Source organism: Stomatobaculum sp., from assembly GCF_057248925.1.
The window spans coordinates 73,548-97,520 of record NZ_DBHIHF010000006.1; the positions used below are offsets into that span (position 1 = coordinate 73,548).

Annotated in this window: 19 protein-coding genes; 3 read left to right on the forward strand and 16 right to left on the reverse strand. The window is 51.6% G+C overall.

What is annotated here, in order from left to right:
• Positions 1–19 precede the first annotated feature (19 nt).
• Together ACO4XG_RS03255 and ACO4XG_RS03260 are read right to left on the reverse strand one after the other, a co-directional pair.
• Positions 20–1,420 (reverse strand): sodium/glutamate symporter, encoded by a 1,401-nt coding sequence (locus tag ACO4XG_RS03255; RefSeq protein ID WP_308508961.1) that lies wholly within the window; start codon positions 1,418–1,420, stop codon positions 20–22.
• A gap of 221 nt (positions 1,421–1,641) precedes the next feature.
• A complete protein-coding gene (locus tag ACO4XG_RS03260; protein ID WP_308508960.1) occupies positions 1,642–3,483 on the reverse strand; it encodes a sigma 54-interacting transcriptional regulator in 1,842 nt (613 codons plus the stop codon).
• Positions 3,484–3,752: 269 nt separating this feature from the next.
• Between ACO4XG_RS03260 and ACO4XG_RS03265 the strand changes: the two genes are divergently transcribed.
• Genes ACO4XG_RS03265 through ACO4XG_RS03275 form a run of 3 tightly spaced genes read left to right on the forward strand, consistent with a single transcriptional unit; the run spans position 3,753 to position 7,197 of the window.
• The gene (locus ACO4XG_RS03265) at positions 3,753–4,946 is read left to right on the forward strand and encodes a CaiB/BaiF CoA transferase family protein (RefSeq protein WP_308508959.1); all 1,194 of its coding nucleotides are present in this window, start codon (positions 3,753–3,755) and stop codon (positions 4,944–4,946) included.
• A 26-nt stretch (positions 4,947–4,972) separates the two neighbouring features.
• Entirely contained in the window at positions 4,973–5,905 is a 933-nt protein-coding gene (locus ACO4XG_RS03270; protein ID WP_308508958.1) for a hydroxymethylglutaryl-CoA lyase, read from the forward strand.
• A gap of 44 nt (positions 5,906–5,949) precedes the next feature.
• Positions 5,950–7,197, forward strand: a complete 1,248-nt coding sequence (locus ACO4XG_RS03275; protein ID WP_308508957.1) for an SLC13 family permease — start codon at positions 5,950–5,952, stop codon at positions 7,195–7,197.
• 364 nt (positions 7,198–7,561) lie between these two features.
• Here the strand turns inward: ACO4XG_RS03275 and ACO4XG_RS03280 are convergent, their stop codons facing one another.
• The 14 genes from ACO4XG_RS03280 to ACO4XG_RS03345 form a co-directional block, all read right to left on the reverse strand.
• A complete protein-coding gene (locus ACO4XG_RS03280; protein ID WP_308508956.1) occupies positions 7,562–8,584 on the reverse strand; it encodes a YeiH family protein in 1,023 nt (340 codons plus the stop codon).
• A gap of 31 nt (positions 8,585–8,615) precedes the next feature.
• Positions 8,616–9,467: a pyridoxamine kinase gene (locus ACO4XG_RS03285; protein ID WP_308508955.1), complete on the reverse strand. Its 852-nt coding sequence runs from the start codon at positions 9,465–9,467 to the stop codon at positions 8,616–8,618.
• Positions 9,464–10,063 (reverse strand): glycosyl-4,4'-diaponeurosporenoate acyltransferase CrtO family protein, encoded by a 600-nt coding sequence (locus tag ACO4XG_RS03290; protein WP_308508954.1) that lies wholly within the window; start codon positions 10,061–10,063, stop codon positions 9,464–9,466. Before ACO4XG_RS03290 ends, ACO4XG_RS03285 begins: the two co-directional genes overlap by 4 nt.
• A gap of 61 nt (positions 10,064–10,124) precedes the next feature.
• Positions 10,125–10,340, reverse strand: a complete 216-nt coding sequence (locus tag ACO4XG_RS03295) for a hypothetical protein (protein ID WP_308508953.1) — start codon at positions 10,338–10,340, stop codon at positions 10,125–10,127.
• Between the two features lie 138 nt (positions 10,341–10,478).
• Positions 10,479–11,780, reverse strand: a complete 1,302-nt coding sequence (locus ACO4XG_RS03300; protein ID WP_308508952.1) for a Na+/H+ antiporter NhaC family protein — start codon at positions 11,778–11,780, stop codon at positions 10,479–10,481.
• Positions 11,781–11,957: 177 nt separating this feature from the next.
• Complete coding sequence (locus tag ACO4XG_RS03305; protein ID WP_308508951.1) at positions 11,958–12,977, reverse strand: ABC transporter ATP-binding protein; 1,020 nt, start codon at positions 12,975–12,977, stop codon at positions 11,958–11,960.
• A gap of 17 nt (positions 12,978–12,994) precedes the next feature.
• The gene (locus ACO4XG_RS03310) at positions 12,995–14,155 is read right to left on the reverse strand and encodes an ABC transporter ATP-binding protein (protein ID WP_308508950.1); all 1,161 of its coding nucleotides are present in this window, start codon (positions 14,153–14,155) and stop codon (positions 12,995–12,997) included.
• Positions 14,156–14,176: 21 nt separating this feature from the next.
• Positions 14,177–15,730: an ABC transporter permease gene (locus ACO4XG_RS03315; RefSeq protein ID WP_308508949.1), complete on the reverse strand. Its 1,554-nt coding sequence runs from the start codon at positions 15,728–15,730 to the stop codon at positions 14,177–14,179.
• Between the two features lie 16 nt (positions 15,731–15,746).
• A complete protein-coding gene (locus ACO4XG_RS03320; RefSeq protein WP_308508948.1) occupies positions 15,747–16,733 on the reverse strand; it encodes an ABC transporter permease in 987 nt (328 codons plus the stop codon).
• Positions 16,734–16,871: 138 nt separating this feature from the next.
• The gene (locus ACO4XG_RS03325) at positions 16,872–19,181 is read right to left on the reverse strand and encodes an ABC transporter substrate-binding protein (protein ID WP_308508947.1); all 2,310 of its coding nucleotides are present in this window, start codon (positions 19,179–19,181) and stop codon (positions 16,872–16,874) included.
• A 105-nt stretch (positions 19,182–19,286) separates the two neighbouring features.
• A complete protein-coding gene (locus tag ACO4XG_RS03330; RefSeq protein WP_308508946.1) occupies positions 19,287–19,820 on the reverse strand; it encodes a hypothetical protein in 534 nt (177 codons plus the stop codon).
• Positions 19,820–21,523, reverse strand: a complete 1,704-nt coding sequence (locus ACO4XG_RS03335; protein WP_308508945.1) for a M3 family oligoendopeptidase — start codon at positions 21,521–21,523, stop codon at positions 19,820–19,822. Before ACO4XG_RS03335 ends, ACO4XG_RS03330 begins: the two co-directional genes overlap by 1 nt.
• 232 nt (positions 21,524–21,755) lie before the next feature.
• Positions 21,756–22,955 (reverse strand): glycosyltransferase, encoded by a 1,200-nt coding sequence (locus ACO4XG_RS03340; protein ID WP_308508944.1) that lies wholly within the window; start codon positions 22,953–22,955, stop codon positions 21,756–21,758.
• Positions 22,956–22,975: 20 nt separating this feature from the next.
• Positions 22,976–23,908, reverse strand: coding sequence for a 3-oxoacyl-[acyl-carrier-protein] synthase III C-terminal domain-containing protein (locus ACO4XG_RS03345; RefSeq protein ID WP_308508943.1), 933 nt, complete (start codon positions 23,906–23,908; stop codon positions 22,976–22,978).
• Between the last annotated feature and the right edge of the window lie 65 nt (positions 23,909–23,973).

Sequence of the window (23,973 nt, forward strand, 5' to 3'; positions counted from 1 at the left end):
CGAGCGAGAAAAGCACCTCTTATGGGTTTTCAACCTTTCCAAAGCAAAGTCGTCCTGAAATGATAGCTGCCACAAGACAAGCCAAAGAAATTCCGCAAGCCACAATAACAGTCATTAAAACACCGCTCGTTTCCGGCAATGTAATAAACAAATTTAGCAATGCAAAATAAACAATACTTGTCGCGGTATATGACAACGAATAAGTTGTCAAAGCAGGAGATTTTAAATCCGGATCACAAATCCGAAGTAACATGACACCTGTTATAAAAACACCAGTCGCCATACCTAAAGTTCCAATCATCTGCTCAAACCAATATCCCTTTAAAAGTTTTTTGCTGAGCCACACGAGCCAGAGAGTTGTCACAATATATCCAATAAAGCACATAACCACAATCGGTAGAATATAAGTTGCAACTGCCTTAATCGGCAACGAAGCAACTGCTCCGGTTACCGCAAACTCTGTAAAAGAACCAGTAATATGACTCTTCACCGCACCATCCACTAAATAATCGATTTTAAGTCTACAAATGATTCCCCAAATAAAAAACATGCATACCATTCCGTAAGCCCAAACCGAAATACTCTTCAGAACCGGGATATTCGCAACTTTTGCCACTTTAATACAGAAGTAGGCGAGCCCACAGGCCAAAAAAATCAATGCTGTATGAAAAGCTAATGCGTCTATAGAAGAAGACTGCGTAGTCTCCCGCCCCATGGAATGTTGCTTCGTCACATCGCGCTCATAACCTCTCAAGAAAACCGCAGGAATGTCCGCCGGCTTATTGAGAAGTGCTGTTCTTCCAGAACGCGCTGCCCAGTTAATTAATGCGATTCCAATCAAAATTCCGCCAACAATACCGAATGTGGCCGTTGTCGTAGCAACTCCCTGTGCAGTTTCCCAATAGGGAAGATTCAACTCTTTCAAGGTATTGCCAAGAGTACCTGCCGTTCCATGTCCGCCAACAAAACCGATTGCAAGTTCAATGCCAAACTGATTATAAAAATCATATGATCCTTGAAACAAAAGATGCACCAAATATCCAACTGCAAACTGAGTCATCGAGACCCCAAGGCCAATGAAAAACAGCGGAAATACATTTTTTATAAAACCGGAGTCTACACCCTCGCTGCCTTTCCGTTTGAGGCGAAGTCCAAGCGGAACGCCCGCAACAACCGGAACAATTAGGATACCCGGAATCATAGAATAGTAACTATACCACTCTGTCGGAACGCCTAATTTACCTGTCACATTAAAGACCTGTGGCCCAAGCAGCAGAAGAAGAAAACCACCGATGACGGACGCCGGAATGAAAGTCTTCTGCAGAAAACCAAGCTTGCTCCGCAAAAAGACACCTACCATCAATGCTCCACCTAGTAGCCCCAAACTCTTCAGTAAATCTGTCAACATTGCCGATGTCATACTTGCCCCTCCTTTAAACGCAACAAACCCATTTCAGCTCGTTCGATGTCTTGATTTTATACCTCATTTTGTAATATATCAACACTTCCAAAGATAGAAAATCTCCCGTAATAGGCTCAGGCACTAGTGTTCACATATCACTCGCCCCAAATCGAAGTTGCATGAATATTCTGTTTTTGCTTCAATTGGCCTAAAATTCTTTCGATCAACAGCAGATGCAATCAGTTCTGTTCCATCTTCCTCCAAAGTGTTGTTCTGCTCATTTTCAAAAGTTCTGCTACTTCGGCTTGTGTCATACCTGCATAATCACACATCTCATTTACCATCCTACTAAAGTCCGCTGCTGTCTGTTCCGTTTTATTAAAATTGTCCTCTGCTTGCTTTATTATTTTTTTCCTTCCGATTGCGTCGATGACATTTCTGTATACAGAAGCCTGTGTTGCAGAAGATCTTTCTAAGTATGACAATCCAAAGCGTGCCGCGCATGCCTGTATCTCTGAAAGATTTCCTCTCCATTCGTACCATTGCAAAACATTAATAGCTTTTTCAAAGCGTTTTAATCGGAATGGCTTATTAATACACAGCTCTATTTCTCGTTCAAATAATGGAACTATATCCTCTTTTCTATCTCGTATAGGCGGCACTTCAATCACCTGCGTTGTAAGAAGACTATACAGACCTGTATTAATTTCCCCCATATAAACCGGTGTGTCTAGAATGGTTATGAATCGGATGTTTAAACTAATTTTCTTATATCCCCCAGTTGGAACAATCTGATGATATGTTACGGCATCAAGTAAGCAAGCTTGCACAGCCCGATTAGAATAATTAAGATTACTTAAAACTACTGTTCCCCCATTTGCCATTTCTAACAATCCCACATGTGGTTCTTTCGGATCACTACAACCCAGCAAATGCCTTCCTGCATCATTTTCAGAGATAGTAGATAGATTTAACATGATCAAAGGCTTTTCAGCTCTCGAGCTATCGGAATGTAAACACTCTGCAAATAATTTTTTATGTGTTCCCTGTTCCCCCATGATTGTACAAGGAAACCACGAGTCTGTGATTTGCTGTCCATACGTAATAGCTTTTCGCATAACTGCCGACTCTGTAACCATATCATGCCAATGATATGCTACTTCCACTGGCAAAGAAACTTCTTTGTTGCGCGTAATAGCGAGCTTGGAGTTGTCTATTCTTAGTGTGGTAAAATATCCTATAAATTCACCCTTAACGAATAGTTTTTTTTGTGTACAGCGCAGACGAACTCCTTGAATAATTCTGAAAAACTCTGATGTTGAATCTTCCCTCGGAGCCAAATTTCTTTGTAACTCTGCCAACAATCTCCCATTGGCCGCTCCAGCATTCAACTCTAAATATTCTTCCGCAACCCTATTAATCATAGTTACATATCCATCTTCATTGCTGATGATAATTCCAATATTCGTATCCTGCATTAAGGCGCGATTAATCACCGCAAGGCGTTGTTCTTTTTTTATAAATGCTGCGCTATTTCTTGCTCGCAAAATTGCGCTACGTATTGTCTTCTCCCCTGCATAGGCAAGTACATATTGCCTGTTTCCCTGTAAAGCATAACTTCGTACTACTGTTGTTCCTATCAGGACATCATAGTTTGATTCCTCAATCAAATCTTTCAATTCACCCGTCTCTTCGTATACCAATAGACCCACTTGCTTTCCGAAAAGTTGTGATAGTACAGCGATGTCAATGGGTTGCCTATATTTATACAAAACAATTGCCGGATTATGCCCATAGGCCTCCGATTTTCTCAAAGCCGTCAGATAATCGACTTCCGTCACCTGTAACTCTTGTATGTACATCGAGCTAATTTGCTTAAACCTAGCATAGTTGCTTCCACCTCCAATGAAAATTTCATAGCCTGCCGTTACCGCCTCATCCAAAACCTCTCTCAGACTATCCGGTGTACAATCTCGCAACATAAACTCTGTGTCCGACAATTTCATATCTTCAATTGTCTTTTTGGCCATTTCTGTAAGTCCCTGATATCCCAGAAAACAGATCTTATAGCTCTCTTTCATTCCCCTACTCCTGTTACCCTAAAATTCTCACATTTTTTGTCCTTAATCCGTCCCACTCCACTTCACACCTGAGAAAGCGACCTTAATTATATCACGATTTGTTTCAATTTCTTCTGTATTTCCCCGTATGAGAAACAAATCACATCAACATTGTCCTTCATTTTCGTCAAATTGCCCCAAAATCCCTTTTTTGCTATCTTGCATTCATCAAATACAGCTATCTGGCAACAAGCTGTACGATCCGGCTATACAGAATATGGAGGTGCGTTATGGCTAACGGGTTATTGGAAGGTACCGTTGTTCTGGATTTGACACGAGTGTTGGCGGGTCCTTATTGTGGCATGTTACTTGCTGACATGGGTGCAACTGTCATCAAGATCGAAATGGTCGGAAAAGGAGATGACAGCCGTGCCTATGGTCCCTTCGTTAGCGGACAGAGCTGCTACTACATGGGCCTTAATCGTGGAAAAAAGGGCTGCACCCTGAATCTTAAAACAGATGAGGGGCGTGAGGTTTTCCTCGCAATGGTTCAGAAAGCTGACATCTTAATTGAGAACTATCGTCCCGGCACTATGGAAAAGTTACATCTCGGATATGAGGACCTAAAAAAAGTTAATCCGGGCCTTATCTACGGCGCTGTCTCTGGTTATGGACATACAGGCCCTTATAGTAAGCGTGCAGGTTATGACATCATCGGTCAAGCTGCCGGCGGATTGATGAGTACGACCGGTTGGGAAGGTGGTGCTCCCACGCGTACAGGCACTCCGATGGGCGATGTTCTTGGCGGGCTGAATCTTACAATCGGCATTCTCGCAGCTCTTAACAATAAAAATAAGACTGGGGAGGGTGAAAAAGTTGATGTTGCCTTAGTTGATTCGGTTGTATCAGCGATGCAAAACATCAATATGATTTATCTCAATGGAGGGCGTATTCCTACTCGCATAGGCAATCGCTACGAATCGACTTATCCCTATGACTCTTTCCGTACTTCCGATGGAGATGTCATTATCGGTGCGGGCAATGACAAACTTTATGCGACGCTCTGCGATGTAATGGGAATGCCTGAGCTTAAGGAAGATCCAAGATTTCTCACCGTCTCTGATCGCGTGAAAAATCATGCCGCTTTAAAAGAGCTCATAGAAGCTTGGACTATGCGTTCCACGATTGATGAGGTGGCCGATCAATTGAATAAAGTCGGTGTCCCCTCTACACCAATCAATACTATTGACCGTATTGTGAAAGATCCGCAAATTGCCGGTGCACGAAAGATGTTTCCTTCTATCCGCCAGCCTGGTATCGGAGATGTTCCTACCACAAACAATGCACTCAAATTTACAAACCATCCTGCCGATCCGGAAACCCCTGCGCCTTCTCTTGGCCAGGACAATGACACGATTTTCCAAGCCTACGCAAATCTTAGTCCGGAACAGATTGAACTTTTGCGAGAAAAGAAAATCATCTGATTTAACACTTTCTAAGGAGGAATACCATGAGCGAAATTAACCATCATGTCGACATCATCGAGGTCGGACCTCGTGATGGGTTCCAAAATCTCTGTAGCTATCTTCCGGCTGAGCGCAAGATATATTACATTGAGCAGCTGATTGCAACGGGTATCAAACATCTTCAGATTACTAGCTTTGTGAGCCCCAAGGCAATCCCGCAGATGCAGGATGCTACAACAGTCGCTAAGACCATCGTAGAGCGTCATCCTGATTTAGACCTTTTTGCTCTTGTTCCAAACTTTCGCGGCGCGCAAAATGCGCACGAAGCCGGTCTCAAAAAGGTGAACACTGTGATTTCTCTGAGCCGAAGTCACAATATGGCTAATGTTCGCAAAACACATGATCAAAGCTTTGAAGAGCTCCGTAAAATCATTGAGCAGCTCAGTGATATGAAAGTCGTACTGGATGTGGCGACCGCTTTTGGATGTCCCTTTGAAGGAAAACAGCGTTCCGCACAAGCTGTAGTAGATTTCTGTGGGCGAGCATATGACATGGGGGTACGCACTTTTAATTTATGCGATACCGTGGGACAATCTGATCCCGCACAAGTAGCTTCTTTCACACGTGCCATGAAAAAAGCCTTTCCTGACGCACGGCTGGAACTCCATATCCATGACACAAGAGGGATGGGGATTGTCTGTTCTCTTGAAGGATGGAAGGCCGGCGCTGACGGCATTCAATCTACACTTGGCGGTCTTGGTGGTTGTCCTTTTGCCCCCGGAGCCTCTGGTAATACAGCAACCGAAGATTTGGTATTCATGTTCGAAGAAATGGGAGTTCATACCGGCATTTCATTTGATAAGATTCTCACTTTGGCCAAAGAGGAACATGAGGAAATCCCAGGAAATTACTCTGGAGCAAACTTACTTGTAAAAAATACCATTCATGATTTGATTCCGGTTCCTCAGAACTCGTAACCTATTACAATCCACCACCTTATCAATCCGCGAGGAGTTTAACCATGAATATTGCTTTTGTTTCACTACTAGTTCTCATCGCAGCTATTTTCGTTGGATTTTTCCGCAAAATGAATGTTGGACTGATTGCTATTCTTACTGTCACAATCTTTGCCAGCTTTATCGGTACAACTGACAAAGAAGTCATAAAGGGATTTTCATCCAGCCTGTTCATTATGCTTCTCGGAGTCTCTCTACTCTGCGCAGTCGGCATAACCAATGGAGCGCTTGAGCTTCTGTCCAAAAAGGTCTTACGTCTCTCGGGTGGCCATGCCTTTATTGCACCTATTATGCTCTATATCATTGGTTATGGTATTGCAGCCATTGGTCCTGGCTGTGTCCCTGCACTTGGAATTGTGGCAGCTCTTTCCCTGCCTCTGGCGAAAACCACCGGTTATAGTTCTACGATGCTTGCCATTATTGGAGAAATGGGATCCTTCGCCGGACGTTTCTCTCCGATTACACCTGAATCTGCACTAATTCGGGAACTCGCAACACCACAGGGTATCCAAGGCTATGAGATAGATGTTTTAATCTATGCTACAATTACAACGATAATTCTTGCTATCGCTGCTTATTTCTGGTTTAGCAGAGGTAAAAAACCCAATGCTATGACAGAACAGGAAGACATCCCTCATTTTAACAGAATGCAACTCCTGACTCTTGCCGGATTTGCCGTCCTTATTATCGGCTCTGCCTTCTTCTCCCGCAATGTCGGATTATTGGCATTTGCCATTGGCATCTTCCTCATCTTGATCGGTGCTGCTGATGAGAAAAAAGTTTTTCAGGCAATTTCCTGGTCCACCCTGCTGATGGTAACTGGTTTTGGCATGTTGATGAATATCGTAATTTCAGTTGGCGGAGTTGAATTACTCTCCAATGGTCTGGCTTCTATTATGACACCGAGGACAGCAACTGCAATCCAAGGGCTGACTGCCGGTATTATGTCATGGTTTAGTTCCGCAATTGGTGTCGTCTGGCCGACCATGATTCCGACCGTTGGCAATGTTGCAACAAGTGTTGGCATATCTCCTGTAGGACTTATCAGCATCATGTGTTTGACAGCTTCCTTTGCAGGCCTTAGCCCTGCATCAACAGGTGGCGGATTAATTATGGCTGCAGCTTCTTCCGATCCGGACTTCGACAAAGAAAAAGAAAATAAGCTCTTCCTGACATTATTTGCAGCTTCAGCTGTATGCCTCTTCGTTCTTGTTCTTGTCGCGCTTCTTGGAGTATATAATATTTTGGGATGATAAGGTATTGCCTTCATCCCACCTTATACAAGCGACTTTTCTGAATGTCAAAGACAGGTCGGATGTTCATACATCCACCTGTCTTTGTTTTTTTATTCTGACGTCTATTCTTTTCCAAATTCCTAGAATTTGCTCACAAAGATTGCACAGATATTGCAAATCTAGTCTTTCTAAAACAGCGACACGATGTAGTGGTCAGCGCTTTTTGTAACACCACGGTAATGCCCATATAATGGTGTAAATTCAAAAATCGAAAAGAGCCAGCGGCTCGTCCTTCAGGTATAATGTAAATCACCACAATCAACATAGTACCGAGGGAGGACGAACCTATAAAAAAGGAGCAGCGACTTCGCTGCTCTTTTTCTCAAAACATAATCTTCTGCAGGAACAGGCTCACTGCCGTAATTCCGCCCCAGCAAATTGCGCCGAGCAGGAGCGGCTTGCCGCCGCTCTTTACGAGTTTCACGAGATTGCTGTTCAGGCCGATCGCCGCCATGGCCATGATGATACAGAACTTGGACAGTTCTTTTAACGGGCGGAAGGCAGAAGCCGGAAGCCCCGCCTGTACCGCAACGGTCGTGATGAGCGCCGCGAGAATAAAGTAGAGAATAAACATCGGGAAAGCTCTACGGAAGCTGAAACTCCCCGCCTCATTTCCGGCCGCTCTCGCACGGAGCAGGCTTAAGACCAGTGTAATCGGAATAATCGCAAGTGTTCTCGTCAGTTTCACGGTCACGGCCTTGTCGAGTGTCTGGCTGCCCAGCTGCCACATGCTGTCCCAGGTTGAGGCCGCCGCCGTCACCGACGAAGTGTCGTTGATTGCGGTTCCGGCAAACAGGCCGAAACTCTCGCCGCTTGTCGTGTCGAAGCCGAGAGCGCGGCCGAGCATCGGGAAGAAAATTGCCGCGAGCACATTGAAAAAGAAAATGACCGAGATTGCCTGCGCAACCTCATCATCGTCCGCGCCGATGACAGGTGCTGTCGCCGCAATCGCGGAACCGCCGCAAATCGAGGAGCCGACGCCGACCAGAATCGCGGTGTTGCCGGGGATGCGAAGCCGGCGGCAGAGCAACCAAGCGAGCAGCAACGCGGTACTGATGGTACACACAATAATCGGGAGCGACTGGCTGCCCGTCTTTACCACCACACCGAGATTCATGCCGAAGCCGAGCAGTACAACCGCAAACTGCAACACCATCTTCGAGGTGAAGCGGATCCCGGCTGCGGCCTGTCCCTTGTCGCTCCAGACCATCCCGATTCCCATGCCGAGTAAAATTGCAATGACCGCGCCGCCGATGACCGGAAACCGCTTTCCGATGATCCAAGACGGCACAGCCAGCGCGAGGCAAACCAGCAGGCCTCTCCCATTCTTTTGCAACCAATTCATGCTCTTCTCCCTCCTTTTCCGCCTGTCTCACTCAAATTTCTCCGAGATAGCACTCGACCGGAATACCGCGGTACTTGTCCGCGCGGTCCGCATTTGCCGCAATCATAGCCCGCACCAGCCGCATCGCGCGGGCAGTCGCTGCCTCAAGTTTCTCACCCCGCAGCAAATCGCCGAGCAGAATCGAGGAGAAAATGTCACCGGTGCCGGGAAAGCGCACCTGAATCTCCTCATACGGGAGGCAAAAACTCTGCCCGCTCTCGCGGTCATAGCCGAGGCAGCACTTTTTTCCCGCCGCCTCCCGCACCGGAACCGAGGTGATGACCACCGAACTTTTTCCCGCCGCGCGCAGTTTCCGAAGCAAAGTCTCCCCATCCGCGCGGGAGATGCCGGTCTCGTCGTAGGCAGTTCCCGTGAGGAGGCAGGCCTCCGTGTAGTTCGGCTTTATGATATCCGCGACCGAGAGCAGCTTTTTCCGGTTCTCGACCGCCGCTGTCCCGATGCCGTGATAGAGGCTTCCGTCATCTCCGAGAACCGGATCCGCAAAAATCAGGGTGCCTTTTTCCCGCTCTTCCGCACAAAATACCGCGAGCAGTTCCGCCTCCTCATCGGATGCGAGAAAGCCGGTCGCCACCACATCAAAGGAGAAGCCGAGTTCCTGCCAGATGCGGAGTGTTTCCCGGATATAGTCCTTCGTGTCCAGAATCTCGAACTTTCCATAGTCGAGCGTGTTGGAAACCAGCGCTGTTGGAAGCGTAAACAGTTCAAACCCCATGTGCGAGAGTATGGGCAGCATCGCGGAGAGCGCCACCTTTCCGTAACCAGCGAGGTCATTGACCAGCAGAAGCTTATTTCTGACCGCCCCGTTCTTTTCTGTCACCGTCATCTTGTTCCTCCTGTTTTGTTGCCTTGCGCAGTGCCGCTGCCTATCTTCCCAGCCGCGCGCCGCTGCCGTTCCACGAGCGGCATAAGGCGACTCCGGTTGTAACGCTGCATCACGACAAAAATCATGTCAAAGCAGCCTGCCGCGAGCGAGCTCAGGAAAAAGGCCGGAAACATCCCGAACGGAATGGCGCCGAGCAGAGCCCCCGCGCTGATAAGCACATTGACCTCGTGAATGATTTCCGACTGGCAGGTCACCTGTGCGAGTTCCAGCGGTGTGTGCTTCCGGAGATCGTAATACTCCGGAAACGATGTGGGCATCTTATCCTTCCAGTTTTTCACGCCGATGCGCTTGTAAAAACGTGTCTCCCAAGGGCGTATCCGGTACCACGGCCGTGTGATGTCCGCGCGGTTCTGCTTGACCTTGTCAATGTAAATGCCGACAATGAGGCGCACATAGAAGTGGTAAAACACAGTCCCAAAGCTGATTGCAAGCACCTTAAACACATGAATATCAGTCAAACGGTACAGCGCGAATGCCGCTGCCAGCGCGATGAAACTTACGGCGGATACGGTCTTCATGATTTTCAGTGGTGGCATGGTCCGTCCTTTCTGTCGCGAAGACTGTGCCTTCAGTGGCGCCGCACAGCCCGGTTTCTACTCACCGAATCTTATGCTTTTTCATTCTCTCCTCAAAGATGCCCGTGATGATGCCGCGAAGCGCCTCTCTCTCCGCCTCGGGCAGTGCTCCCGGCCGCTTGGCAACGGCGTAGAGCTCCGGATACTCGCTTGCAATCCGCTCTATGGTCTTGGTGGTCGCGTGCTTCCGCACAAAAAACGGAATCTTCTGAATCCACGCCTCCGGTACCAACGCCAAAATCTTTGCGGCAGCCTCTTTGTCACCGATTACTGCGGTCGAAAGCCCCGCTTCGATCTGCTTCTGCTCTGTCTCGGTAAAGTCCTTAAAGCATAGCGCCTCTCCGCGCTTTTTTCAAGTTTCGCTTCGCCCGCAAGTTTAAGCAAAACCGATGAACCTCTGCTTTGCCGTCATCAATCGCCAGAGGGGCAAGAGGTAGAGATAGCAGGCAAGTAAGACCGCAGTTCCCGGCGCGCCGATGGAAGCCAGCGGCCCCGCAGCCGCGACAGACCAGGGAATCAGCGCCGCGATGATGACCGCACTGTCCTCAAGCCCGAGCGCAAGTCTCGAGCTTTCCGGTTCTACCTCCTCGCAGAGCTGCTTCGTCAGCATAACTGTGAGGGTCTGGTTGCAGGCCAGCATCGCAGAGAGCACCGACGTCCCGAGTACAGCTGCATAGGGGCTTGTTCTTCTCGCGAAACGCTCCACCAAGGCCTTGACCCCGACCAGTAAGTCTGTCTTCTGAAAGAGCTCCGCGTACGAGGCCGAGAGACTCACAATTCCCGTGATTTTGACAAAGGCCGCAATGCCGCCGCCGTTCAGCATGGCTGCTGCTTCGGGATCCGATGCGCGATAGCCGAAGAGAGAAATTCGCAGTAAGTCCGCGGGCGCGAACTTTTGCAGAAAGACAGCCAGCGGGACGGCGGTCAAGATACTCGCCGCCATGGCGGTCTTTGCGTCCACCCGCCGCAGGGAAAGCAACATAATCACAACAACCGGAAGTATCGCGAGCCAATGAAGACGCAGTTCCCTTGCAAAGAGCGCCCGCAGGTTGAGAAGCTCTCCGCTCGGCACCGCATGGAGCCCGAGCCCTGCATAAACCGCGCAGGCGAGCAAAAAAGGAACCAAGGCGGTTCGCAACATGTTTTTAATGTTGTCAAAGATATTCGTGTGGGTCAGTTCCGCAACCAAGAGCGCACTGGTCGCAACCGGGGAACAGCGGTCTCCGAAATAGGCACCGGACAATACCGCCGCGCCGGTCAACTGCATGCTGATGCCCGCGGTCCTGCCCATCGCGGCGCAAATCACACCCATGGTCGCCGAGGTCGCAAAGGCAGAGCCCGTCAGCACTGAGACCGCGCAGTTCAGGAGAAAGGTCATCAGTAAAAAGACCGAGGGGCGAATGAACCCCGCCGCATAGCAGACCACCACCGGGAGCGTTCCCGCCGCCCGCCAGAGCGCGGTCATCGTGCCAATCAGAACGAAAGTGATCAGAATGCCGCGTATCTTCCAAACGCCCCGAAGCGCCATGCGCAAAATCTCTGTCCATGAAAACCCGCTGCGGCGCGCGTAAACCGAAAACAGCAGCAGGCCGAAACTCAGTGCATACAGAACGGATAGCTTGCAGAACAGGCATAACAGCAAGCCCGCCGCAAACAGTCCCAGTGTCAACCAGGCCATATACCTTTCCTCCCCAATGCCTGTGTCGTCTCGCAAAGAGGCTGTCGGTGCACCTCGAAACCCGGCGCATGCCGGCAGTCCGTTTTTGTTTTCAAAAAAAGGCTGCCGTCTACACAATTCTGCATAGACGGCAACCGTATTGCTCTCTCTTAAGCCTCAACCCTGCATAGAAGCTTATTACTTGTCATCGTAAAGGTGGCAGCAGACATAGTGTCCGTCTCCCATATCCTTCCGCTCCGGCACCTGGGTCTTGCACTTCTCCATGCACTGCGCACAGCGCGTGTGGAACTTGCAGCCCGACGGCGGATTGGCCGGCGAAGGAATGCTTCCCTCCAGGATGATGCGCTTCATCTTTGCCTCCGGATCCGGAATCGGAATCGCGGAGAACAGGGCCTTCGTGTAGGGGTGCAGCGGATTTGCGAACAGCTCCTCCGTCGTGCCGAACTCCACGATATTGCCGAGGTACATGACACCGACCGTGTCCGAGATATGCTCGACCACCGAGAGGTCATGCGAGATAAAAAGATAGCTCAGGTTGTACTTTTCCTGTAAGTCCTCCAGGAGGTTGATGATCTGCGCCTGTACCGAGACATCGAGTGCCGAGACCGGCTCATCGCAGACCACAAATTCCGGGTTCAGCGCAAGCGCTCTCGCGATGCAGATTCTCTGACGCTGACCGCCGGAGAACTCGTGCGGATAGCGATCCTTGTGGAAGGGCTGCAGACCGCAGTTGTCCATGATCTGATCGATATAGTCCTCGTACTCGTTCTTCGGCACTAAATTGTGCTCACGCACCGCCTCGCCGATAATCTCGCCGACCGGCAGTCGGGGCGAGAGCGAGGAGAACGGATCCTGGAAGATAATCTGCATCTTCACGCGAAGCTCATTCAGCTCGTTCTTCGGAATGTCATAGACTTCTTTGCCGTTGAACAGCACCTGTCCGGCGGTCTTGCCGCCGTTTAAGCGAAGTATGGTTCTGCCGGCCGTCGTCTTGCCGCAGCCGGACTCTCCCACCAATCCCATGGTGGTTCCTCGTTTGATATGAAAGGAAATGCCGTCCAGTGCCTTAACCTGACCGACCACGCTGTTGAAAAAACCGCCCTTAATCGGGAAGTATTTCTTCAGGCCGTTGACTTCCAGGATATTTTCTTCGTTGTGCACGAGGGGCGTCAATGCCTTCTCTTCGATATTTTCCATCGTTTCCTCGTTTCCTCTCAGGCTTTGCTCTGCCCGGAACCCATGTGTGCCTCATCATAGCGGTAGCAGCTGACCCGGTGTGTCTCGGAGAGCCAGATTTCGCCCGGATAAGCACCGTCGCAACACCTCTCGCGCTTGTCGCAGCGGTCGCGGAAGTAGCAGTAATTTGGCATGTTAATCGGGTTCGGCACCTTGCCGGGGATCGAGTAGAGCTTGTCCTGGTGCTTACCGACGACCGGCTTCGACGCCATGAGGCCGATGGTATAGGGGTGTGCCGGGCTCGAAAAGATTTCCTTTGCGGTTCCCGCTTCCACCACACGGCCGGAGTACATGACCACGACATAGTCCGCCATCTCCGCGATGACGCCGAGGTCATGGGTAATCAGCATGATGGACGAATTGATCTTGTCCTTCAGACCGCGGAGCAGATCCAGAATCTGTGCCTGAATCGTCACGTCCAGTGCGGTGGTCGGCTCATCGGCAATGATGAGCTTCGGCGAGCAGGCGAGTGCCATTGCGATCATGACACGCTGCCGCATACCGCCGGAGAGCTCGTGCGGGTACATGTTGTAGATGCCCTCGCTGTTTGCGATACCGACCATCTTGAGAAGCTCAATCGTGCGTCCCTTGACCGCTTCCTTGGTCGGATACTCGCTTTTCTTGTGGAGCATGGTCACCTCGTCCATCTGGTCACCGATGCGGAAGACCGGATTTAAGGAGGTCATGGGCTCCTGGAAAATCATGGACATAAAGTTGCCGCGGAGGTGCTGCATGATGTTCTCCGGGGTCTTTGTGATCTCATAGACCTTGTCCCCGGTGTTCAGGCGGATGGAGCCTTCCACCACCTGGCCCTGCGGGCGCTGCAACAGCTGCATGAGCGAAAGGCTGGTCACAGACTTGCCGCAACCCGACTCGCCCACGACGCCAACCGTCTTGCCGAGCGGCACTTCGAAACTCACGGAGTCAACGCTCTTAACAGTTCCCGCGTCCGTGAAGAAGAAGGTGTGGAGGTTTTCAAACTCCACGGCATTCGCCGGATTCTTCATCTGGGTCATGTACTCGCTCTCGGGCACATTCCGACGGGTTCTCACCTTCTCGAGCTTTGCTGTAATCTTTCTGTTTTCCTTTGATATCCGCCGCGACTCCCGCGCGGACAGATAGCCGTCATCTCTTGCCATCTTATTTCCTTTCGTTCGCAATCAGCGCTTCATCTTCGGGTCAAAGGCATCTCTGAGTCCGTCGCCCACCAAGTTAAAGGCAAGCACCGTGAGGAGCAGGCAGATGCCGGCGGGAATCCAGATGAACAGATAGTTGCTGAGCACATAGGTATTGTTGACATCGTTGATGATATTTCCCCAGGATGCGAACGGGAACTTGACGCCGAGGCCCAGGAAGGACAGGGTCGCCTCGGTCAGAATCACGCCGCCAAGGCTCATGGTGCAGGTGACAATGAGCTGCGGAATGACATTCGGCAACAGATGCCGGAAAATGCGGTTGATCGGCTTAATACCGGTTGCCTCCGCCGCCGTCATGAACTCCTGCTCACGGAGCGTGAGAATCTGACCGCGGACCAGTCTGGTGATGGATGGCCAGCCGAAGAAGCCGAGAATCATCATCAGATAAATCATACGAATCTGCGGATCCACATGCAGCGCGTCCATCGCCGCACCGATGATGATGTAAATCGGGATGCTCGGGATGCAGTAGAAAATATCAACGATTCGCATGATTAACATATCGACCCAGCCGCCGAAGTAGCCGGAGATACCGCCCATAATCATACCGATGACGGTCTCAATGATCACGACGATGAAGCCGATGTAGAGCGACACGCGGCCACCGTACATGAGACGGGTCAGCATGTCCATGCCGTTCTTATCGGTGCCGAGCGGATGTGCCTTAGAGGGCGAAGAGTAGGTGTCATAGACGCGCTGCTCTCTGCTCTGCATGATGTTGTAGGCCTTCGAAGGCGCATCGTACTCGAGTGTGTAGCTCGCCTCGGTGCCGTCGGCATCCTTGAAGGTGAACTCCTTCTTGCCCGCCTCAATCTCGGCAATCAGCTCTTCCTTGAACTGCTTCGAGAAGGTGACATCGCTCATAATCGCATTGATCACATAGCGGCTCGCATACGCATAGGGCTGGCCGTCCTTTGAGACCGTGCCGTCCTCGTCCACCGTATAGGTGTCGCTGCCGAGCGTAAAGGAAGTCTCCTGGTTTGTGACCGCCTTCAGAATCGCAAGTTGCATGTCAAACGGAAGCGCTTCGCTGCCGGACGCAGAAGTCACGGTCGCGAGCGAAGCAAAGGCAATCGGCTCGCTTGCGCCTTTCTTGTAAATCACATAGAAGTCCTTGCCGGCTTCCTCATAGCTGTACTGCACATTGCCCGCGGCAAAATCCGGGGTCCCCTTGCCCTTTGCGAGCACGAACTGTGCCTGCGCAAGCGCCGGGAATGCGTTCTTCTCGATCTGCTGGTAGCGAAGCTCCGTATTGACCTTGACACCCGCATACTTCTGCGTCTGCTTGTCCGTGCGATAAAAGAGCTCCGACTCGCCGTAGGGCGAAATCGCACCGCCGACAAAGGAAAATAAAAACATCGCAATCAGAATGAACATGCCGAGCACGGCAATCCGGTTCCGGAAGAAGCGCTTGGTGACCATTGCACCGGGCGACAAAGTCTTAACGCGGCGATCATCATTCAGGGAGTAAGTCGTTTTCTGCTGATTCTGCTCTGCCTTCTTCTCTGTTTCAGACATACAAGTTCCTCCCTTCTTATTCAATGCGCACGCGCGGGTCAACCACGGCATACAGAATATCGGTCAACAGGTTGCCGATCAGTGTCAAAATTCCGATAAAGACCAGATAGAACATCGAGAACGGAATGTCGCCCGATACCATGGCCTGGTAAGAGGTATAGCCGATACCCGGAATCGAGAACAGCTGCTCGGTAATCATGGCACCCGAGAACAGTCCCGGCAGCGAAGTACCCCAGAGGGTCACGAGCGTAATCAAGGTGTTCCGGAATGCGTGATGATAAATGACGCGGCGCTCGGAGAGACCTTTCGCTCTTGCGGTGCGGATGTAATCGGAGTTCAGAACTTCGAGCATGTTGGTGCGGATAAAACGCATGTAAGCACCGACACTCGCGATGGTCAGCGTCATAATCGGCAACACAAGGTGCATCGCGATATCCCATCTCTGCCCCATCGGCGAGAGGAAATCGTGATTTCTGCCAATCAGACCGTTCAGATCAAACCACTTCAGATTGACCGAGAAAATCAGCTTCAGCAGCGATGCAATGAAAAAGGTCGGGAGGGAGATGCCGGCCAGTGCGATGACCGAAATCACATTGTCGGCGGTCGAATACTGCTTCGTCGCCGCGATGATGCCGAGTGGAATCGAAATCAGAACCTCCAGAACCATGACAACGAGGCTCATCCAGAACGAAATGCCGACAACCTGCGCAAACTTCTGGGTGACCGGAACCGTGTACTTCCAGCTGTCACCGAAATCGAGGCGGACTGCCTTCGAAAGCCAGGAAGCAAAGCCCGGGATAATGCCCTTGTCCATACCGTAGGTAGCCGAGAGCTGCTGCATCCACTCGTCAAAAGTCTTGGATCCCGGCTGCTGTGATTTCTGTCTCGCAATCTGCTCGAGATACGAAGTCGGAAGACAGCGCATCAGCACGTAAATCAGAAAGGAGACAATAAACAAAATCACGACAGACCATAAGAGTCGTTTGATAATGTATTTTTTCATAAAAAACCCGCTCTTCCATACAGGTCAGGCGACCGCTCTTCGCGGTTCCTGCTTCTATATCGGGAAAACCGCATCCCTCGCGTCACCGGGGGATGCGGTTACTGCCCGAAAACAACATTTACGGATTTCCGTAGCTACTTACTTGTTCAGCTCCAGGTTCTCGATCTCCGCATACCACTTGTAGAAGGAGGTGATATCCGGTGTGATCGTGTCGGTCTTGATACGCTCTGCCGAGAAAGTCGTGACTTCCTGTCTCTGGTAAACCGGAACCTCGCAAGCCCAGTCGACAATCTTGTCAAGGCAAGCCTTGTAGATGGTCTTTCTGTACTCCTGATCGGTCGACTCTCTCGCCTGCAGGATCATGCTGTCGAGGTCTGCATCCTCAATCTGATAGCGATCGTTGGAGCCGCCGGGCTGCTTGCCGCCGTTTGCAACATCGGAGTAGTAAACCTGATACATATCCGGGTCCGGCGTGGACTGCCATGCCGCGCACCAGATTTCAGCCTGTCCGGCCTCAAGCTTGTTCCACATATCCGCGACATTGCTGAGGTCGTTGATGGTGAGCTTCATGCCGATGTCTGCGAGTGCCTTCTGCGCTTCGGTCATAATCATGAAGGACGGGTGATCGCCCGTGCCGCCGCCCGGCACCATGACCGTGTACTCCATCTTCGCGCCTTCCGGTGCGGAGACAATCTTGCCGTTCTCAACCTTGTAGCCTGCCGCCTCAAAGAAGCCGAGCGCTGCCTTCTTTGCAGCCGCGTACTTCTCTTCGTCCGTCATGCCGGAGGTGTAGATCGGATTGCCGTTTACATCCTTCGAGAATGCAATCTCGTAACCGTCGTCGGTCGGCTGCGGTGCCGCCCAGGAGGTGTTGGAAATCGGATAGTTGATGACGCTCGCTCTGTCGCCGTAGTAGGTGCTGACCGCGAGATCACGGTATGCCGCAAAAATGGTTGCGAAGCCGCGGCGCAGGTTCTTCGAAGCATCGCTGCCCGGCTCCTTGTTGACCGAGATGTTGTGCGAGTTCATGCCGATGTAGCCGTAGCCCAATGCATCGACCGCAACCGTGTAAATCTTGTTGCCCGAAATTTCGCCGTTGCTGTTTGCCTTCTTGATTGCGTCCGCAATTTCATTCGTGTAGGACGGGTTCGCAATGTCTGCCGTGCCCGCGATGATCGAGTTGATGTAGTCGGACTGGTTGATGTAGCTCATGCGAAGATTCTTGATCTTCGGCTCGCCCTGGTCGTAGTACGGATTTGCCTTCAGTGAGACAACGCCGTTCTCATACTTGTCAAAGACATACGGGCCTGCGCCGAGCGGCTTCGAAGTCTTCGAACGAATCAGGCTGAGGTCGCCCTTCGGGAAGCCGAACTTATTGTTTGCGTAGTCGTACTGCGCCTTGTCGCCGTAGTAGTGAAGCGGCGAAACAACGACACCAATCTGGTAGATGGCCTGTGCGTCAACCTTCGTCGTGACAATGCGGAATGTATTGTCGCCGGTCTTCTGGATACCGCTGATGTTCGGTGCAGAAGTACCTGTCTCAACACCGATTGCGAAATCCTGGTAGTTATCCATGAGCTCGGAGAACGGCGTTCCCGCATTTTCCTTGTCGGACATATCCTTCACGCTGCCGTCATACTTGGCGAGCATTGCGTTGAAGAAATCCATTGCGGTCGCATCCGCCTTGAGATCCGGATAGCCGTAGTTCGCAGCGACAGCCGCAATCGAATCACCTTCCTTGTTGGTGCCCTTCGCAATACAGGAATCCACAATCTCCTTCACAAAAGCCTCAGCGGCCTTGTTGTAAGAAGCCCAGAACTTCTTCTGCTGATCTTCGGTCCACTTAGAGAAGTCGGTGTTATTCTCGCCTGCCTTGACCATCAGGTTAAAGAGGGTGTCAACACCGGTTCTGTACTCTTCCATACCCTGAATCGGAAGCGTAAAGAAGGTCGTAGAGCCATCATAAGTCGGATCCGAATAGACATACATCGAGAAAATCACGTCGTCGACCGTGATCGGCTCGCCGTCCGAGAACTTGGCGCCGTCCTTCAGCTTAAAATCGTAGTAGACGGTGCCGTCGCTGTTCTCCGTAATTGTACAGTCCGCAAGGCTGTGGTAGGTATACTGCTTGCCGTTATACTCTCTGGTCTCGCCCTCAATGCCCTTCAGGACGACGGCGCCGTTTCGATCTGTGGTAAGAAGGGCGGCCGTGCACTGCCCGACCATATCCGAATCCGGCACAGTCTCGTAAAAGAACGGCGAAAACTTACCGTTGAACTCACCGCTTGCGTATACCACGCTGTCGCCGGTATTACCCGCCTGCGAATCCCCCGATTTCTGTGTTCCGTCCGAGGCTCCCGTGTCCTTCTTCGAAGAACAACTCGCCAGAAGCGAAACTGCCATGGTCGCTGCTAAAAGGGAAGCAACGACACGTCTTGTCTTTCTCATACCCTTCTCCTCCTTCGGATTGTTGGTTGCCGCACATACCGTATGCACGACGACTTGCAAACAGAACGCCCCTCCCTTGCAGGGTCATTCCGGTGATGCCGATTTTTATAAATCCGCCAGACGCCAGTTGCGAATCACCCGATCCGTCTGCCGGAAAAATAACACAAAGGTCAGCAAAAACAGGAACTGCATCAGGAGCACCAGTCCCTCGCTCAGTGTCCGTGCGTTGCGGTGAAGCAACATACAGAGAAGCTGTGCGAGAAAGAACAGTGCGCCGAACAGACCGGCGAGCGCCGCCCGCATTTGTAACCCGGTAAACAGCTGCTTATAGAGCCGTCCGTTCACGCTACCCGTGGCATTCTGTACGAAGCCGACCAGGGTAATCCCCGTGAGCAACATACAGACCAGTTCCAGTGCGTAGGGCAAAAGGAGCAACGCCGTATGCGCGACTGCCACCTGAGGAAGAAACCCCGGCAACAGTGCGAACGGCCAGAGCAAAAGATAGCGGATTGCAATCAACCGGTTCTCCTGCTTTGCGCTCTCCTTCTCCCGCATATCCAGATAACGCTCTGCCCTCTCCTGCATGGCCTCTTTCGAGAGAGCACCGCCCCGGTCATAGGGCGTACGGAACATTCCCATTAGGCGAAATCCGACAAGTCGTAATTGTCCAGATAAGCCGCGGCTGTCTCGCAGACCTGCTTTAAGCAATCTCCCTCAAACGGGCTGTCAAGCCCCGCGTTCTTCAGAAGTTCCGTGAAGACGACACTGCCGCCCTGACTCGTATACGCCATGTAATGCTTCCACGCGTCGTTCTGATCTTTCTGAATCCGATTCCAGAACTGGAGCGCGACTGTCTGTGCGAGGCAGTAATCGATGTAATAGAACGGCAGCGAGTAAATGTGATGCTGTCTCTGCCAGTTCTGTCCCTCGGCGTAGAACGGAATGTCACCGTCGAGCTTCATCCAAGGCTGGTAAATACCGATCAGCTCCTTCCACTTGGCATGCCGCTCGGCCGGGGTCAAATCCGGGTTCTCGTAGACGATGTGCTGGAAGTGATCGACCATCGTGCCGTAGGGGATGAAGGTCAGGCCGCCGGTCAAATGGGAGTAGAGATACTTCCTGGCGTCCTTGCCAAAGAACTCCTCGGCAAAAGCCTCCGCAAAGTATTCCATCGACATCGAGTGCACCTCGCAGGCCTCAAGGCTCGGCGTGATGGTCTCCATCGGCACGCGGTGACGATTCAGGTAGCTCTCGAACGCGTGGCCGGCCTCATGGGTCATGACCTCGACATCGTGCTGGGTGTCATTGAAGTTTGCGAAAATGAACGGCGTGTCGTAATCCGCAATTTCCGCACAGTAGCCGCCGCCCTGCTTGCCCTTGGTGGAGAGCAGATCCATGAGCTCATCGTCAATCATGTGATTAAAGAACTCGGCGGTCTCCGGGGAACGCCACTCGTAAAAATGTTTTGCCGCCGTGACAATGTCGTCCGGCGTGCCCTGCGGCTTCGGATTGCCCGAGCGGAACTCCATCGCATTGTCGGCGTAACTCATCGGATACGTCTTGCCGAGGCGCTTTGCCTGTCTCTCGTAAACCTTGACCGCCACCGGCACCACATACTTTTGCACGGCCTCGCGGAACTTTTCGACATCGGCCTTGTCGTAACAGTTTCTCTGCATGCGGCAGTAGCCGACCGGCAGGAAGTTATCGTGGCCGAGCTTTTTGCCGATGGTATCCCTAAGGTGCACCAGCTTATCATAGAGTCTGTCGAGCTCTTCCTGGTTGTCCTTGTACCACTGTCCCTCCGCCTTCCAGGCCGCGAGGCGTCTCGCATCGTCCGGGTCATTCTTAAACGGCGTCATCTGCGAAATGGTATAGACACCGCCCTCAAACGGAATCTGTGCGCTCGCGAGCAGCTTCTCGTAGGCTGTGACGAGCTCATTCTCCTGCTGAAGTTCCGGGATAATCGACGGAGAAAAAGTCTTCAGCGCGAGCTCCGCATTGGTGAAAAGGATGCTACCGTACTTCTCCTCAAACTCCTTGCGGAAGGGGGAAGCGAGCAGAGCCTTGGTCCACTCCTGGCTGTACTCCTGAATCTGCGGCGAGGCATTGTTCCAATAGTTCTCTTCCTCGTCGTAAAACTTGTCCGTGGTGTCAATCGAATGGCGAATCGAGGCAAGGGCGAACATCGTCGATACATGTCTGTCCAGCTTGTCGATTGCGAGGAAAGCTGCCTCCGCCTCTGCGAAAGTCTTTGCCTCCTGCAGCGCTTTGATCAGCTTCTTCTCTTCTTCGGCGATGCTCTCCACCGAAATCCGCTCATACTGCATTTCTTTGAACTTCATGCTTATCCTCCGTAGTCTTGATACACATAAACCAAGCCTTAGTTAGAATAATACCTCATTTCTCCCATAGCGGCAATGCTTTCCTGTAGTTAGTGGTGTATAATTGCTATGTCCCACACGAATAACACTGTTTTATCCGTCTATCTGCATAAGTTTAATGCCTTGTTTTTGTGCAATTTTATCGGGATTATCCCGTCAGTTTTTGCATATTTCTTGCGGAGTGGTTGTATTTTTATAAGTATATGCTCTCTCTGTCCGGATATCCTGTAGAGAAGAGCAGTTTTGAAATTTCCCGGCAGGCCTGTGTCGTCCCGTCCGCAGCGTGAAGCACCCGCCGGTATTTTTTTATCTGTGGCCGCCACGCGCGCCGCAGTTTTTCGACTTTCGCTGCGGTGAGGTCGGAAAGATCTCTCACATAAAGCCCGAACTTCTTTCGCTCTGCCATCAGTGCGGTCAGTTTTTGCTCCTCCTGTTGCGGCAGGCAGAGCTGAAAGACGCCAAAGTATAAACTTTCATAGACGCTGTTTAAGCCCCCGTGATTCACAAAGAGGCCGGTCTTCTTAAGCAGGGCAAGCTGATTCGTGCGGCGCACAAAGGTAAGCCGCTCACGCCCGAGGCGTTTCTGTAAGTCCGCCGCGGCCTCTCCCGCGCTCACAATCACCTTTTTCCCCCGAAACAGCGGCGTCTCTAAAAGCCTCTCCAGTTCGCCCGCGCGCGCCGCGAAAATACTACCGAGCGAGAGATAAATATCATATGTCTCATAAACAGGCCCCTTCCCGCACCGGTCGCGTATCGTGGTGCCGACAAAGACAAAGGAAGGCGGGAAGCTCCGCACAAAGGGTTGAAATTCCGGGGGCGAAAACACCAGGGTTTTGTCCCCGCTGTTCACAAAGAGATCCAAAGGACGAAAGCCCGGCAGCCCCTCCCGCCGCCGGAAGCACTGCTCCTTACGGGTAAGCCGCAGGAGTTCCGGCGCGTGCCTGAGGGTTAGCGTAAGCGAGGGCCAAAAGAGATTCGAAAACACTAAGGTTGGGAGATTATAAGCGAGGGTCGTACAGAGACAGACGGAAGGGATGCCGAGCTTTTTTGCAATGTTCTTTGCAAACGAGCACATGGAATCATAGAGGATGACATCCGGCGGATTCTCTCGGATTTCCTGTCTGTGGCGCAGATAGCAGCGCCGGTTCAGCACAAGCAGTCCGCGGTAGAGCGAAAAAAAGTCCGCCGTCAGCCGGTCGAGCGGATAGCGCGAAAAATCCACACAATAGGGATGAAAGTGCGCACCCGTCTTCGTGACCAAGTCCCTGTACGCTTCGGTGCAATACCAGTCAACCCGAACGCCTGCCCTGACAAGTCGCGCGAGCACCTGGTACACAGCCTGCAGATGCCCGTATGCCGGGGTCGAAAAAAAGACCACTCGTTTGCCTCTCATTGCGCTTTGCATCTCCTGCCTCAGAGCTGTAACAGCAGCAAATTGCAAGTAAGTCCCGCCGCCGTCCCGCAGAGAAGCACACGATTTCCTTCCTTAAGCCTGCCCTCCTCAAGGAGCGCGCAGAGCACATAGGGAATCGAAGCCGAGACCATGTTGCCGTATTGACCGACCCGGTTCACATACTTTTCCGCCGGGATACCGAGGCGACTCATCATAAAGGGCAGTGCCTTGCTCGCCTGATGCGGCACAATCATATCGACCTCCGCACAGGAAATTCCGCTCTGCGCTTCAAATTCCCGGAAGAGTTCCGGGAGCTTTTTGGCACTGAGACTTAAGATACTCTTTCCCTTCATGTCAAAGCAGTAATCCGCCTTATCCGCGGGACGATATTTCATGGCGGAATGCAGAGTACCGCCGCCCCGAATCTCGGTGGCGTGCGCCCCCTCCGAATAGGTGCGGATGATGCTGTCCGCGACACCTTGCTTCTCGTTCTCCGTGCGGCTTATGATAAAGGCAGCGGCGCCGTCCGAGAAAAGTTCATAGCTCTCCGCTTGCTTCTCATTCAAGCCCTCGGAAGCAATGTCACTCGAGACAATCAGGACATTCCGGTAACGCCCCGCGTCGATTAGATAAGACATCATATCGAGTGCCGTCACAAAGCTTGTGCAGGTCGAGTTAATGTCCATTGCGGGTATATTGCTGCCCTTTGCAAGCCGCTCGTGAATCAAAGCCGCATTGCAGGGAATGGGCTGCATCATGACCGCGCTCGCCGAGACAATGCAGTCCATCTCCTTGATTTGCATCTTCGCGCTCGCAAGCGCCCGTTTGGCTGCGTTGACCGCCATATCGAGTTGCGTCTCGCTGCCGTTTGCGCGATAACGGCACTCCCCGTGAAATTCCATTGTGTTTTCCGGCGCATACTTCCCGTAGCCCGCAATTCGGATGTTTCTCATCTCTGCCTGCTCTCCTTTCCAAGTCCAACGCTTCCGTCTCGTTCCGCAGTGCTCATTCCACCGTT